Annotated in this window: 13 protein-coding genes; 8 read left to right on the top strand and 5 right to left on the bottom strand. The window is 66.9% G+C overall.

Annotation, left to right across the window (positions count from 1 at the left end; all coding sequences use genetic code 11):
- Nucleotides 1–14: 14 nt before the first annotated feature.
- Both NLI89_RS03590 and NLI89_RS03585 read right to left on the bottom strand, forming a co-directional pair.
- Entirely contained in the window at nt 15–1,097 is a 1,083-nt protein-coding gene (locus NLI89_RS03590) for a Zn-dependent alcohol dehydrogenase (RefSeq protein WP_254685773.1), read from the bottom strand.
- Nucleotides 1,098–1,305: 208 nt separating this feature from the next.
- Nucleotides 1,306–2,589, bottom strand: coding sequence for an acyl-CoA dehydrogenase family protein (locus NLI89_RS03585; protein ID WP_254685772.1), 1,284 nt, complete (start codon nt 2,587–2,589; stop codon nt 1,306–1,308).
- A gap of 156 nt (nt 2,590–2,745) precedes the next feature.
- Between NLI89_RS03585 and NLI89_RS03580 the strand changes: the two genes are divergently transcribed.
- Together NLI89_RS03580 and NLI89_RS03575 are read left to right on the top strand one after the other, a co-directional pair.
- Entirely contained in the window at nt 2,746–3,990 is a 1,245-nt protein-coding gene (locus NLI89_RS03580) for a TetR/AcrR family transcriptional regulator (protein WP_254685771.1), read from the top strand.
- 97 nt (nt 3,991–4,087) lie between these two features.
- On the top strand, nt 4,088–4,468 hold the full coding sequence (locus tag NLI89_RS03575) for a hypothetical protein (RefSeq protein WP_254685770.1): 381 nt from the start codon (nt 4,088–4,090) through the stop codon (nt 4,466–4,468).
- Between the two features lie 149 nt (nt 4,469–4,617).
- Here the strand turns inward: NLI89_RS03575 and NLI89_RS03570 are convergent, their stop codons facing one another.
- Nucleotides 4,618–5,922 (bottom strand): spinster family MFS transporter, encoded by a 1,305-nt coding sequence (locus NLI89_RS03570; protein WP_254685769.1) that lies wholly within the window; start codon nt 5,920–5,922, stop codon nt 4,618–4,620.
- A gap of 449 nt (nt 5,923–6,371) precedes the next feature.
- Between NLI89_RS03570 and NLI89_RS03565 the strand changes: the two genes are divergently transcribed.
- The gene (locus tag NLI89_RS03565) at nt 6,372–7,067 is read left to right on the top strand and encodes a glutathione binding-like protein (protein WP_254685768.1); all 696 of its coding nucleotides are present in this window, start codon (nt 6,372–6,374) and stop codon (nt 7,065–7,067) included.
- A 395-nt stretch (nt 7,068–7,462) separates the two neighbouring features.
- On the opposite strand, the gene NLI89_RS03560 is transcribed toward NLI89_RS03565, so the two are convergent.
- Both NLI89_RS03560 and NLI89_RS03555 read right to left on the bottom strand, forming a co-directional pair.
- Entirely contained in the window at nt 7,463–8,260 is a 798-nt protein-coding gene (locus NLI89_RS03560) for an SDR family NAD(P)-dependent oxidoreductase (protein WP_254685767.1), read from the bottom strand.
- Nucleotides 8,257–8,871, bottom strand: coding sequence for a glutathione S-transferase family protein (locus NLI89_RS03555; protein WP_254685766.1), 615 nt, complete (start codon nt 8,869–8,871; stop codon nt 8,257–8,259). The genes NLI89_RS03560 and NLI89_RS03555 overlap by 4 nt, the downstream gene beginning before the upstream one ends.
- Before the next feature lie 75 nt (nt 8,872–8,946).
- On the opposite strand from NLI89_RS03555, the gene NLI89_RS03550 reads away from it, so the two are divergent.
- From NLI89_RS03550 to NLI89_RS03530, 5 genes are all read left to right on the top strand, one after another.
- Nucleotides 8,947–10,530: a class I adenylate-forming enzyme family protein gene (locus NLI89_RS03550; RefSeq protein ID WP_254685765.1), complete on the top strand. Its 1,584-nt coding sequence runs from the start codon at nt 8,947–8,949 to the stop codon at nt 10,528–10,530.
- A 130-nt stretch (nt 10,531–10,660) separates the two neighbouring features.
- Complete coding sequence (locus tag NLI89_RS03545) at nt 10,661–11,437, top strand: acyl-CoA thioesterase (protein WP_254685764.1); 777 nt, start codon at nt 10,661–10,663, stop codon at nt 11,435–11,437.
- A gap of 132 nt (nt 11,438–11,569) precedes the next feature.
- The gene (locus tag NLI89_RS03540; protein ID WP_254685763.1) at nt 11,570–12,094 is read left to right on the top strand and encodes an EF-hand domain-containing protein; all 525 of its coding nucleotides are present in this window, start codon (nt 11,570–11,572) and stop codon (nt 12,092–12,094) included.
- Nucleotides 12,095–12,163: 69 nt separating this feature from the next.
- Complete coding sequence (locus NLI89_RS03535) at nt 12,164–12,883, top strand: response regulator (protein WP_056411068.1); 720 nt, start codon at nt 12,164–12,166, stop codon at nt 12,881–12,883.
- A gap of 10 nt (nt 12,884–12,893) precedes the next feature.
- The gene (locus NLI89_RS03530) at nt 12,894–14,246 is read left to right on the top strand and encodes a sensor histidine kinase (protein WP_254685762.1); all 1,353 of its coding nucleotides are present in this window, start codon (nt 12,894–12,896) and stop codon (nt 14,244–14,246) included.
- Nucleotides 14,247–14,262 lie beyond the last annotated feature (16 nt).

Raw genomic sequence — 14,262 nt, 5'->3', positions numbered from 1 at the left:
GGCTGCGTCGCTCGTCACGAGAAGGTGATCACGCTACGGGTCGTGTCCCCGCGCCGCAGTTCGTCGAACGCATCGTTGATCCGCTCCAGCGGCATCCGGTCCGCGATAATCGTGTCGAGATCGAGCAGCCCCCGCATGTAGAAGTCGACCAGTCGCGGGATGTCGACCGGGAAGCGGTTCGACCCCATGAAGCCGCCCTGCAACCGCTTGCCCGACAGCAGGTCCATCGCCGACAGCCCGACCTCCTCGCCGAGCGGCATCATCCCGAGGATCGTCGCGGTGCCGCCACGTCGCAACACCTTCACCGCCGTCGCCGCCGATTGCGTCCGCCCAACGGCTTCGATCGCATGGTGGACGCCGCCCTTGGTGATTTCGACAACCTGATCGGCGGCGGTATCGGACAGCGCATCGATGCTATGCGTTGCGCCGAGCTTCTCAGCCATTGCGCGCTTTTCAGGCACCGGATCGAGCGCGATGATCTTCCCCGCGCCCGCGATCTTCGCCGCGTTGACCGCCGCAAGGCCGATGCCGCCACAACCGACCACGCAGACCGTCTCGCCCGGCGTCACATCCGTAGTGTTGAACACCGCCCCCGCCCCGGTCGTGATCGCGCAGCCGAGCAACGCCGCGCGGTCCATCGGCATGTCGCGGTCGATCGCGACGCAAGCGTGTTCGTGGACCAGCATCATCTCGGCATAGGCGCTGAGGTTGAGCATCTGCGCGATCGGGCGGTCGCCGAGCATGAGGCGCGGCGCGGCGCCCTTCGGACGGCGCACGCTGGCGTCGATGCACAGCGACATCCGGCCGGTGACGCAGAACTCGCACTGGCCGCAGAACGCCGAGAGACAGGTCACGACATGGTCGCCGACCTTCACGCCGCGCACTTCGTTGCCGACCGCCTCGACCACGCCGCAGGCCTCGTGCCCCGGGATCGTCGGCATCGCGTGCGGATAGGCGCCGTCGACGAAATGCAAATCTGACCGGCACACGCCGACCGCCATCGTGCGGATCAGGACCTCATGGGCCGTCGGCTTCGAGACGGTGACGTCCTCGATGCTGAGCGGGGTGTTGGCTTCGAAAAGGACTGCGGCTTTCATGTCTGCCTTTCGTATCTTTGTGGTTAGGGCGCTCCACCCAGCCCGTCATTCCGAGGTCCGCCCCCACCAAATCCGTCGCCCCAGCGAAAGCTGGGGTATCCCGGTTGGCGGGCGCTGCGACCCGAATGGGGAGATCCCAGCTTTCGCTGGGATGACGGGCGGGGGGCGTCCTTCGACTTCGCTCAGAGCGAACGAACGGGGAGTGGGTTTACCGGCTCACCCCGACATCCCCGCTCGACACGCCACCCTTTCGGAAGTCCCCATATTTCCCGAACTCGTTGCGTGCGATCGAGCGGTTGTGGACCTCGTCCGGCCCATCCGCGAACCGGAGAGTCCGCATCGCCGCCCAGTCATGCGCGAGCCGGAAGTCGCCCGATACACCCCCGCCGCCATGCGCCTGGATCGCATCGTCCAAAATCCGCAGCGCCATGTTCGGCGCGGCGACCTTGATCATCGAGATCTCTATCTGCGCGGACTTGTTCCCCGCCTTGTCCATCATGTCCGCCGCCTTGAGGCAGAGCAAACGAGTCATCTCGATGTCGATCCGCGCCGTCGCGATCCGCTCTTCCCACACCGAGAAGTCGGCGATCCGCTTGCCGAACGCGACGCGGTCGAGCAGCCGCCGCGCCATCGCCTCGATCGCGGTCTCGGCCACGCCGATCGTCCGCATGCAGTGATGGATACGCCCCGGCCCGAGCCGCCCCTGCGCGATCTCGAACCCGCGCCCTTCGCCGAGCAGCACGTTCTCGACCGGCACGCGGACATTCTCCAGCACCACCTCGCCATGCCCGTGCGGCGCATGGTCATAGCCATACACCGACAGCATCCGCTTGATCGTCACGCCGGGCGTGTCCATCGGTACGAGGATCTGGCTCTGCTGCTGGTGCCGCGAGCCCTCGAACGACGTCTTGCCCATGACGATGGCGATCTTGCAGCGCGGATCGCCGACGCCCGACGACCACCATTTGGTGCCGTTGATGACGTAGTGATCACCATCACGCACCATCGACGTCTCGATGTTGGTCGCATCCGACGACGCCACCGCTGGCTCGGTCATCAGGAACGCCGAACGAATCTCGCCGCGCATCAGCGGCCCGAGCCACCGGTCCTTCTGCTCGCGCGTGCCATAGCGGTGGAATACCTCCATGTTGCCGGTATCGGGCGCGGAACAGTTGAAGCACTCGCTCGCCCAGCTGATCTTCCCCATCTCCTCCGCGCATAACGCATATTCGAGATTGGTGAGCTGGGTGCCTTCGAACTCGAACGAATCATCGACATGGGTCTGGCCCGAATGCGGTGGCATGAAGAAATTCCAGAGGCCCGCGGCCTTGGCCTTCTCCTTCATCTCCTCGATCACCGGAATCACCTTCCAGCGCTCGCCCTCATGCGCCTGCTGGTCATAATCGGCCTGACGCGGGCGGATATTCTGGTCGATGAAATCGCGGACCCGATCCCGGAAATACGTCTCTCGTTCGCTCAGCGTAAAATCCATGCGGGCTCTCCGTTCGTCGTCGCTTTGGAGGCTGGTTAGACCATACCGCACATTCGGTAAAGCGTGTGAAGAGCCCCGCAAAGCATGTTTTCAAGTCCGCCCTGAAAGCGCCTAAAAAGCACTGTATCTTCAAATCGAAGCTGTTAGGGTGTTTCGATGAAGGTTCCGGCAGAGGCCAGCGACGAGAGCGAACAGGGGACCAAGCGCTTCCGTGCGAAGCGTGACGCGATCCTCGCCGCGGCGGCAGAAGCGATCAACGAACAGAGTGCCAAGGGCATGACGTTCGCGGACGTGGCGCGGCGCGTCGGGCTCAATACGACCAGCGTTACCTATTATTTCAAGCGCAAGGAAGACCTTGCCGCCGCCGCGTTCGAGAACACGCTCGAATCGCTGATCGCGATGCTCGACATCGCGATGGAGGAAGCGACGCCGGAGGAGCGCGTACGACGCTATCTCGCGCTCAACATGGATCGGCTCGCCCGCATCCAGCGCGGCGAGGAGAAGGCGTTCGCGGTCCTCTCCGATCTGCGCGCGACCGAGGAGCCGATGCGTGGCCGGCTGATGGCGGGCTGGCGTGAAGTGTTCCGCCGGACGCGCCTGTTGTGGGGGCCGACCTCCTCGCGTGCGCAGACCGATCTCAACGGCGCACGCGCGCACGTGCTGCTGGAGAACACGTTCTGGCTGCCGATCTGGCTGACCCGGTACGAGCCCGATCAATATGGTCGCGTCGAGGAACGGCTGATGGACGTGTTCGCGCACGGCATCGCCGGCAAGGATGCGCGCTGGTCCCCCACCCTTCTAGATCTGAGCCACGACGAGGCGGAGCCGGGGCGCGAGGCGTTCCTGCTGGCCGCTACGCGCCTGATCAACGAGCTCGGCTATCGCGGCGCGTCGGTGCAGAAGATCGCGTCCGAGCTGAACGTCACCAAGGGCAGCTTCTACCACCATCTCGATGCGAAGGACGATCTCGTCATCGCCTGCTATCGTCGCAGCTTCGACACGATCGCCGATGCGCAGAGCCGCGGCGAGGCCGAGGGCGGGAGCTACTGGCACAAGCTGTCGAGCACCGTCGCGACCTTGCTCGACGTGCAGTTCGCCGAGCGTGGGCCGCTGCTGCGCACCACGGCGCTGAGCGGCCTGCCGGTCGGCGTGCGCAACGCCATGGTCGATCGCTCGAACGGCATCGCGCGGCGCTACGCCGGCATGATGATGGACGGCATCGGCGAAGGCTCGATCCGCGCGGTCGATGCACTGATCGCGGCGCAGGCGCTGATGGCGCTCCAGAACGCGGCGTTCGACATGCGGAAATGGGCGTCGACGATGCCGCGCGAACGGGCGATCGCGATGTATGCCTCGACGCTGATGTACGGCCTGTTCGACGATCGGATGGCGAAGGCCTGACCGTTCTGCCCGGACTGGTCGACGTTCGCAGCCGGAACGGTTTGGTTACGCCGCGTTAACCGCTGACGGCTGATCCCAGCGCCTCCACGGAGGCGGCATGCACACCATCACGACCGATCTGGCGACGGGGATTATCGAGGTCGACGCGTCCGGCTTCTGGACCATCGAGCATGTCGAGGACTTCCTGCGCGATCTGGAGCGCGAGGGACGGCGCGTGCTGGCGACGGGCAAGCGCCACATGCTGCTCTGCAATTTCTCGAAGTCCGCGATCCAGCCGCAGGAGGTGATCGCGATGCTGCAACGCGTCGCGGTGTCTATGCCGCTGAAGTCGCGCAAGGTGGCGCTGTATACCGACGGCAAGCTCGCGCGGTTACAGGTCAAACGGATCGCGTCGGTGCGCGACGACATGGCGGTGTTCGACGACCGGGCGACGGCGCTCGCTTGGATGCTGGAAGGGGTGCCGACCGGCGCACCCTGACGGGCCTCCACGATGAAAAACCGATCATCGCCCCCCCCTTCGTCATTCCCGCGGAGGCGGGAAACCCTACCGGCTGACGGTGCGGCGACATTGTCGTCCGAGCGTCTGGATCCCCGCCTGCGCGGGGATGACGGCCGTAGCGGGGGCTATCAGAGCGCCGCATCCTCCGCCCGCTTCAGCAGAACCCCCGCGCGCCAGTAATGGAACAGCGCCCACGGCGTCATCAGCACGATGATCACCAGCGCATACCGCAGCGAATCCTCGCCAAAGCCCGGCTTCAACAGATCGCTCAGCCACCCCACCAGCGTCGGCCCGAGCCCGAGCCCGACCAGGTTGATCACCAGCAACGTGATCGCCGCCCACATCGCGCGGATCTGCAACGGCGCGAGATGCTGGATCAGCGCGAAGCTCGGCCCGAGATACGAATTGGCGAAGATCAGCGAGACGAAATAGCTCCCGATCGCGATCGCCGGCGCGTCGATCAGGTAGAAGGCCAGCGCGAACGGCAGCGATAGCCCCTTCATCCCCAGCACGACCCAGGCCTGGACATGCAGCCCGTGGCGCTTCGCGAGCACGTCCGCGATCTTGCCGCCAGCAAGCGCCGAGACCGCGCCGAACAATGCCCCCGGCAACGCGACATAGCGCGAGATATCGAGCATCGACACGCCAAGCGAGCGCTGCATGTAGCTCGGCCCCCAGCCGGTCAGCGCATAGCCGATCATCGAGGTGAGCGTGACGCCAACCACCAGATGCCGCGCCGGCGCGCTCGCCCACATCGATGCGAAGCCTTGCGCGACGCTCGGCATCGGCTTCACCTCGGTCGCGCGGGCGGCATCGGACAGGCCACGGCGAGGCTCGACCATGAACAGGCGCACGAGCACCGCGAGCGCGATTCCCGGCAGGCCGACCGTCATCATCGCGATCCGCCAGCCGTACGAGTGCGCGACCACGCCGCCGATCAGCGTGCCGAAGCCCGCACCGAGCACCACGCCGAGCGAATACACCGCCATCGCGCTGGCGCGCTTCTCGGGCGGATAGAGATCGGCGATGATCGAATGGCTGGGCGGGCTCGACCCCGCCTCGCCGATGCCGACGCCGATCCGGAACAGCATCAACTGCGTGAAATTCTGCGCGAGCCCGCACAGCGCGGTCATCGCGCTCCAGATCGTCAGGCTGGCGGCGATGATGTTGCGGCGGCTGGTCCGATCCGCCAGCCGCGCGACCGGAATACCGAGCGTCGCATAGAAGATCGCGAACACCAGTCCGGACAGCAACCCGAGCTGCGTATCGGTCAGGAGCAAGTCCGCCTTGATCCGCTCGAGCAGGATCGCGAGGATCTGACGGTCCATGTAACTGAAGAAATAGGTGAAGGTCAGCAGCGCGAGCGTCAGGCCCCGTCGCTTCATCGCCAACGCATCGGCGATCTCGGGATGGGACTGATACGCGACGGCCATCGGCAATACCTCGAAGTCGAAACAGACCTTACGCTAGGGCATGGCGACCGTACCAGACAAGCTAAAGCTGCAATTCCCGCATATCTGCGACGAGCCGAGGGCATGACGATGTCGGGCGGATTTGTCGCGAGGGAGCGAGGTCTTGCGGGTTTCGGGGTGTGGCCGGCGGTTCGCGAGAAGGACGGCGGAAGATGCGTCCTCGTTCGGGTCGCTCTTCCGCCTTATCCCCTCTCCAACGTCGTGGCCGGGCTCGTCTCCGCATCGTCGATGGAGCGGAGCACCCGGGCAATCTGAATACCGGGTATGCGGCTCCCTCGCATAGATTCGCGGCGTTGCAAAGCGACTTTTGCCCGCCGCCGCATTCTTGGCGATTCCGACCACCGTGTTGCGCTTGTTGCACGCGGTGCCCTGCCCCATCTGCACGACGACACAATCGACGGAGCACCCCGATGATCGACCTGTTTTACTGGCCCACGCCCAACGGCCACAAGATCACGCTGTTTCTCGAAGAAGCGGGGCTCGAGTACACGATCAAGCCGGTAAACATCGGTGCGGGCGAACAATTCGCGCCCGATTTCCTGAAGATCGCGCCCAACAACCGGATGCCGGCGATCGTCGATCATACCCCGGCCGATGGCGGCGAACCCGTCTCGATCTTCGAATCGGGTGCGATCCTTCTGTATCTGGCGGAGAAGACCGGACGGTTCGGCGGCGGCGACCTGCGCGGGCGGACCGCGGTAAACCAATGGCTGATGTGGCAGATGGGCGGTCTCGGGCCGATGCTCGGGCAGAATCATCACTTCAATCGGTATGCCCCGGAGAAAATTCCGTACGCGATCGATCGCTACGTGAAGGAGACCAACCGGCTGTACGGCGTGCTCGACCGCCGGCTCGCAGGGCGCGACTTTATCGCAGGCGAATATTCGATCGCCGACATGGCGGCGTATCCGTGGATCGTGCCGTACGAAATCCAGGGCCAGCGGCTGGAGGATTTCCCGAATTTGAAGCGCTGGTTCGAATCGATCGCAGCCCGGCCCGCGACGATCGCGGCATATGAGAAGGGCAAGGCGGTGCACGACACCAGCGCGCCGATGACCGACGAGGCGAAGAAGACGCTGTTCGGACAGACTGCTGCTGGTCGGTAAGGGGGATGTTCTACAGCTCGGCAATCGTCTGAAATGACCCCACCGCCCAACTGATCACGCCACCCCGGCGAAGGCCGGGGCCCAATTGGGGAACGTCGCTGAGCAGCGGAAGCGCGTAATTGCTAAAGCCACGCCAGTTGGGCCCCGGCCTTCGCCGGGGTGGAAGCTTGGGGTCGGAACCGCTCGATACTCGACCGGCCTCTGGTTCACCCAGATTAGCCTTACCTTACGCTCCTCCCCCGCCAGGGGGAGGTGGCTGGCCCTTGCCAGACGGAGGGGGCGGAAGCGACGAACTATCGTTCCGTGGCCTCCCCCTCCGTCGCCTACGGCGCCACCCCCCCTGGCGGGGGAGGATTGAACTTCTGCAGCCGCTTACAAATTCACGTCCGCGCCCCTCACCCGTCCCGACCCGGCCGCCGCGACAGGGCGACGTCGAGATGCCCGCCGCCATCCAGCAGCAACACCTCGCCCGTCATCGCCCGGCTCATCGGATCGAGCAGCATCTCGATCGGCCCCGCGACGTCGTCGGGCCCGGTCGCAAAACCCATCGGCACAGACGCCGCGACCTTGGCGTTGAGTTTCGCGAACCCCTCCTCGCCCAGCTTCTTCTCGTACCAACCCGTCGCGACATACCCAGGCGCGACGGCATTGACCCGGATCTCCGGCGCCAGGACACGCGCCAGGCTCTTCGTCATCGTCACCAGCGCGCCCTTCGATGCGGCATAGGCAACCGATGATCCCATGCCGAACACGCCCGCGACGCTCGCCACGTTGACGACCGCGCCCATCGGGCTCGCACGCAACGCCGGGGCGCAGGCGCGGACCATCTGGAACGGCGCGATCGTGTTCAGCCGGTAGATATCGAGGAAGTCCTCGGCCTCGAGCGCATCGAGATCCTCGTGCGCGGCGAACTTCGTGCGGCCGGCATTGTTGACGAGGAAGTCGATCCGCCCGAACGCGTCGGTGGCCGCCTCGGCCAGCGCCCGGCAGGCGGCGTCGTCGACGATGTCCGCCTGCACCGCGATCGTGCCCTGCCCCACTTCGACCGCCAGGGCCTCGGCTTCCTCGCGGCTGGTCGCGTAATTGATGACGCACGACACACCGCGCGCCGCCAGCCGCCGCACCACCGCCGCGCCGATCCCGGTGCCGCCGCCCGTCACGACCGCGACCGCGCCTCGCAAGGCATCGCTCATGCCTGCGCACTCGGGCGAGCCGACGCGCGAGCGTGCCACGCCTTCAGGTGCGTCAGTTCGTCGGGCACCGCGATGCCGACGAACTTCGCGAAGTCGATCGTCGTCAGCAGGACGATGTCGACGATCGTATAGCGCTCGCCATCGAGCCAGTCGCGGCCGTCGAGCGCATGATCGAACTCCGTCATCGCCGCCAGCACGCGCGGGCGCTGGCTCTCGCCGAACTCGGTATATTGCGGCTGGACGATCCGCGCGGTCCAGGGATGCGTGTGCAGCCAGACCATCGACAGCGGCGTCATCAGCCGCAGCTCGATCCGCCGCGTCCACATGTCGATCTCGGCGATGTTGTGCGCGCCGTGGCCGAACAGCGGCGGCTCGGGATGCAGCACCTCGAAATAGCGGCAGATCGCGACGCTCTCGGTCAGCACGCGGCCGTCGTCGAACGCCAGCGCGGGCGTCTGACCCAGCGCGTTGACCGACAGGAACGAGGCCGACTTGTGCTCTGCCTTGGGGATCGAGATCTGCGCCATCGGCACGCGGACATGCTTTTCGGCGAGGAAGATGCGGACGCGACGCGGGTTGGGCGCTGGCAGCGCGCTATCGTAGAACAGCAAATCCGTCTCTCCTCGATTCCGGTTTTCGAATATACCGTATGGCATTGCCGGACGGGTTCGCCTAGCGATGCGCGGATGACGACTGCCGCAGACATGCTCGCCACGGGCTTCGCCACCCTGCCCGATCTGATCCATGCGCATGCGCTCGAACGGGGGGATCGCCCTGCGGTTGCCGACGCGCAGAGCAGTATCGACTATCGGACGCTCGATTCGACGATGGACCGGGTCGCGGCGGCATTGCAGCGCGACGGGGTGGCACCGGCGACCGCGGTGGCGATCGTCGCGGCGCCGACGACGGACTATGCGGCTGCTTTCCTTGGTGCGGTACGCGCGGGGTGCGTGGCGACGCCGATCGCGCCGTCCGCCACGCCGGCGGCGATCGCGGCGATGATCGCCGATAGTGGCGCTCCGTTGGTGTTCCTCGACGCGGAGAATGCGCGGGCGTTGGCGGGGCAAACGCTTTCAGCCCGAGCCATCTTGTTCTCCCGCGAAGGCGGGAGCCCAGACTGGGCCCCCGCCTTCGCGGGGGAACAAGCTTACTCGGACTGGCTCGCTCCGGAAGACTCAGGTCCAACCCCCGTCGCGATCGCCCCCGAAGACCCGTTCAACATCATCTACTCGTCCGGCACCACCGGCACGCCGAAGGGCATAGTCCAGAGCCACGCGATGCGCTGGGCGCATATCGCGCGCAACACTGCCGCCGGGTTCGACACCGCCGTGACGATGATCGCCACCCCGCTCTACTCGAACACCACCCTTGTCAGCTTCCTGCCGACGCTGGGCTGGGGCGGTACCGTCGTACTGATGAAGAAGTTCGAGGCACGTGCGTATCTCGAACTCGCCGAGCGGTACCGCGCCACGCACACGATGCTGGTCCCGGTCCAGTATCAGCGGATCATGGCGCTGCCCGATTTCGACGATTTCGACCTGTCGGCCTTCCGCTTCAAGACCAGCACCAGCGCGCCCTTCTCCGCCGCGCTGAAGGCCGACGTGGTCGCGCGCTGGCCGGGCGTCCTGGTCGAATTCTACGGCATGACCGAGGGCGGCGCGAGCTGCGCGCTGAACGCCACCGCGCATCCGACCAAGCTCCACACCGTCGGCCAGCCGATGCCCGGCCACGAGATCCGCCTGATCGACGACGACGGCAACGAGGTCGCGTCGGGCGAGATGGGCGAAGTCGTCGGCCGCAGCCCGGCGATGATGAACGGCTATCACGGCCGCTCCGAGGCGACGCGCGATGCCGAATGGTATGACGCGGACGGCAATCGCTACATCCGCCACGGCGACGTCGGGCGGTTCGACGAGGACGGCTTCCTCACGCTGATGGACCGGAAGAAGGACCTGATCATCTCGGGCGGGTTCAACATCTATCCGTCTGACCTGGAGGCGGTGTTGGCGCAGCATCCCGCGGTCGCGGACTGCGCGGTGATCGGAATGCCGTCCGACGCCTGGGGCGAAACGCCGGTCGGCTTCTACGTCCCGCGCGATGGCGCGACCGAGGATGCGCCTTCGATCCTGGCGTGGGCGAACGCGCAGCTCGGCAAGACGCAGCGACTGTCCGCGCTCCACGCCGCCGACGAACTACCCCGCAGCGCGATCGGCAAAGTCCTGAAGCGCGAACTCCGCGACCGGCTCGCCTCGACAGTCCCGTCATCCTGACGAAAGTCAGGACCCAGGGCCACAAGCGCTCCGATCCTTGGCTCTGGGTCCTGACTTTCGTCAGGATGACGACGGAGGCGAAATCGGAATTCTACGCGCGCAATTTCCCGCAGACGAGAAAGCCAAACCCATGACCACCCTCAAACAGGCGATCGACGCCCTGGAGCCGACCGAGGACGGCTGGCGCGGCACCGTGCCGGAGAACTGGACGCAGGGCCGCACAGCCTATGGCGGATTCTCCGCGGCGCTCGCGCTCCATGCCGCGCAAAAATCCGACACCGACCTGCCGCCGCTGCGATCGGCGCAGGTGTCGTTCGTCGGGCCACTATCGGGTGACATCACGATCCGTGCGAGCCGGCTGCGGCGCGGTCGAAACGCGGCGTTCGTCCAGGCGGATGTCGAGAGCGCGGCCGGGCTGGGCCTGCGCGCGACCTTCGTATTCATGGGCGCCATCGAATCGCGCGTCGATCATCAGACAGGCGGCGCGCCCGACTTCCCGATGCCCGGACCGGACACGCAGACCTTCCGAGGCCACAGCGCGGTGGCGTTCTCGCGCAATTTCGACCTGCTCGACCGCCGCGACGACAGCGTCGGCCCCGCCGAGTGGCTGCGCTGGGCCCGGCTGGTCGAGCGTGACGGGCTCGATCCGATGGTCGAACTGGTCGCGCTCGCCGATTGCCTGCCGCCCGCTGCGTTGAAGCTGCTCGGCGGCCCCGCCCCGCTCAGTTCGATGACGTGGCTGCTCAACATCCTCGGGCCTCGGCCGGTGACTCGCGACGGCTGGTGGCTGCTGCGCGCGACCACCGATTACACGCGGGAGGGCAGTTCGAGCCAGCGGATGGCGATCTGGAACGCCGACGGCACGCCGGTCGCCGAACAGATGCAGAGCGTCGCGATCTTCGCCTGACGCCGGCGGGGGGCCCTGCGCGCCCGACATATCTTGCGACACATTGGCGGCCCGGCGGCAGACGCTTGCGACAACCGGGGTTTAGACCGGCGTCATTCAGTGGGAATTCGTCCCACACAGCCGGAGTCCGACATGCGCAAGACCGTCCTCACCCTGATGCTCGCCGCCAGCGCGATCACGTCCGCTGCCAGCGCGCAGACCGCCCCTGCCCCCGCTCCTGGCCCCGCTAACCCGCGTCCGCCGATGCGGCAGGATGCGAACCGCGACGGCGTCATCACGCGCGCCGAGGCGATCGCGCAGGCCGACGCCCGGTTCGCGCAGATGGATACCGACCGCGATGGCCGCGTCAGCGCCGGCGAGATGCGCGCCTATCGCACCGCGATGCACGACCGGATGGTGGCGAACGGTCGCGACGTGCCCGTGCCCCCGCCGGGCGGTCGCAAGCATGACGGCATGGGTCGCGGGATGGACCCGAACCGCGACGGCAGCGTGACGCGCGAGGAGTTCGAGGCCCGCGCGCTCAAGCGGTTCGACCGGATGGACGCCAACCGCGACGGCACGATCGATGCGACCGAGCGCGCCAATGCCGCCGAGATGCGCCGCGTCGACCGGCGCGAACGCCGCGAGGGCGTCACCCCGCCCGCCCCTGCTCGATAATCCGGAAAGGGGGGAAGCACCGCGACCCGGTGCTTCCCCTGGACAGCCGCCATGCTAGACACTGCCCCGATGGGAGATATGCCGCATTTGCTGCTCGTCGACGACGAGCGCTCGATCCGCGAGCCGTTGGCCGCGTACCTCACCAAACAGGGGTTTCGCGTCACGCAGGCGGGCGATGCGGAGAGCGCGCGGACGCGGCTGACCGCGTATGCGATCGATCTCGTCATCCTCGACATCATGATGCCGGGCGAGGACGGGCTGTCGCTGTGCCGCCACATCGCCGCGACCAGCGACGTGCCGGTGATCCTGCTGACCGCCCGCACCGAGGAGACCGACCGGATCATCGGGCTGGAGATGGGCGCCGACGATTACGTCGTGAAGCCGTTCTCGCCGCGCGAACTCGCGACCCGGGTGAAGGTGATCCTGCGGCGTGCGACCGCGGGCGGAGCGCGCCAGCATGCGCCCGAGGCGAACGCCTATGCCTTTGCCGGCTGGGTGCTGAAATCGGGCGAGCGCGCGCTGGTCGACCGCGAGGGCGTGTCGGTGCCGCTGTCGACCGGCGAGTATAACCTGCTGCTCGCGCTCGTCACCCGGCCGCGCCAGGTGCTCACCCGCGACCAGTTGCTCGACCTGACGCAGGGGCGCGAGGCGGCCGCGTTCGATCGCGCGATCGACAACCAGGTCAGCCGATTGCGCCGCAAGATCGAGGCGGACGCCAAGACGCCCGAGTTGATCAAGACGGTGTGGGGCGGCGGCTATACGCTCGCCGCGGAAGTGACCCGCCTGTGATCCCCTACCGATGATCCGGCCGTGGCCGCGAAGCCTCGCGGGCCAGATGGCGCTACTGATCGCACTCGCGCTGTTCGTCGCGCAGGCGATCAATTTCGGGTTGGTTCTGCGCGATCGGATCGAATTTCGTCTTTCTCAAGCCACCCGCCCGGTCGCGACGCGGATCGCCGATGCGCTCGACCGGGAGGCGCATGGCGGTCGTCCCCTCGTTGCAGACCGCGGTCGCGTTCGCCGGCTTGCCGCCAATCCGATCCCGCCATCGGGGTATGAGCGTCACCCCGAGGTGGCCGCGGAGCTGCGCCGCCAACTCGCGGACCAGGGCGTCACGGTCGGGCGGATCGATACCGGGCTCCAGCCGCCGACGACGGCGGAAACCGACTGGGATCGCGACACCCGCCGCCGGGCCGGGGTCCGCCGTAGCAACCGCGATGGCGCCACGTTGCTGATGTCGGTCGAACAGCCCGGCCGCGGCTGGCTGACGATCACCGCGCCTTGGCCTCAGCCGGGCTGGCGGTTGCTGGTCGCATTGCTGAGCCAGACCGCGATCCTCTACATCGTCGTCCTGTTGCCGGTGCTGTGGATCGTCCGGCGAATGTCGCGACCGCTGCGCGATCTGCGCGAGGCGGCGGAGCGGTTCCGGCCGGGCGAACCGAGCCCGCCGCTCCCCGCACGCGGCCCCGACGACGTCGCCGCGCTGATCACCGCGTTCAATGCGCTCAGGCTGCGCGTGACGGGGATGCTCGACGAGAAGGACCGGATGCTCGGCGCGATCGGGCACGACCTCCGTACGCCGTTGGCGGCTTTGCGGGTGCGGATCGAGTCGGTCGAGGACGATACCGATCGCGCGAAGATGATCGACACCGTGGCGGAGATGAACCGGACGCTCGACGACATCCTGTCGCTTGCGCGGCTCGGCCGACCGAGCGAGCCACCGACCGATGTCGATCTGGCCGCTTTGGTCGACGCGGTGGTCGAGGATTTCCGCGATCTCGGCTGCGAGGTGAGCTTCGTCGAAGCGGACCGGTTGCGGATGCGCCTGCGCCCGTCGCTGATGCGCCGCGCGGTGCGCAACCTGATCGAGAATGCGGTGAAATACGGCGTGTCGGCGGAGGTGCGCGTCGAGGCCGGTGCGCAGTCGGTGGCGATCGTCGTGGCGGACCAGGGCCCCGGCATTCCGGAGAACCGGATGGGCGACGTGTTCGACGCCTTCACGCGTCTGGAGAGTTCGCGCAACCGCGAGACGGGCGGGATCGGGCTGGGGCTGGCGCTGGCGCAGGCGATCGTGCGCGAGGCCGGCGGGGAGATCCGTCTGGTCAACCGAGCCGAAGGCGGCCTCGACGCGATCATCGAACTGCCGCGCTGATTCTGCTCCCTCTCCC

The organism is Sphingomonas faeni (genome assembly GCF_024273235.1).
GTDB classification, from domain to species: Bacteria; Pseudomonadota; Alphaproteobacteria; order Sphingomonadales; family Sphingomonadaceae; genus Sphingomonas; species Sphingomonas faeni_A.
Note: the sequence above shows the minus strand (reverse complement) of the source record. Positions and strands in the feature narration are given on the sequence as shown.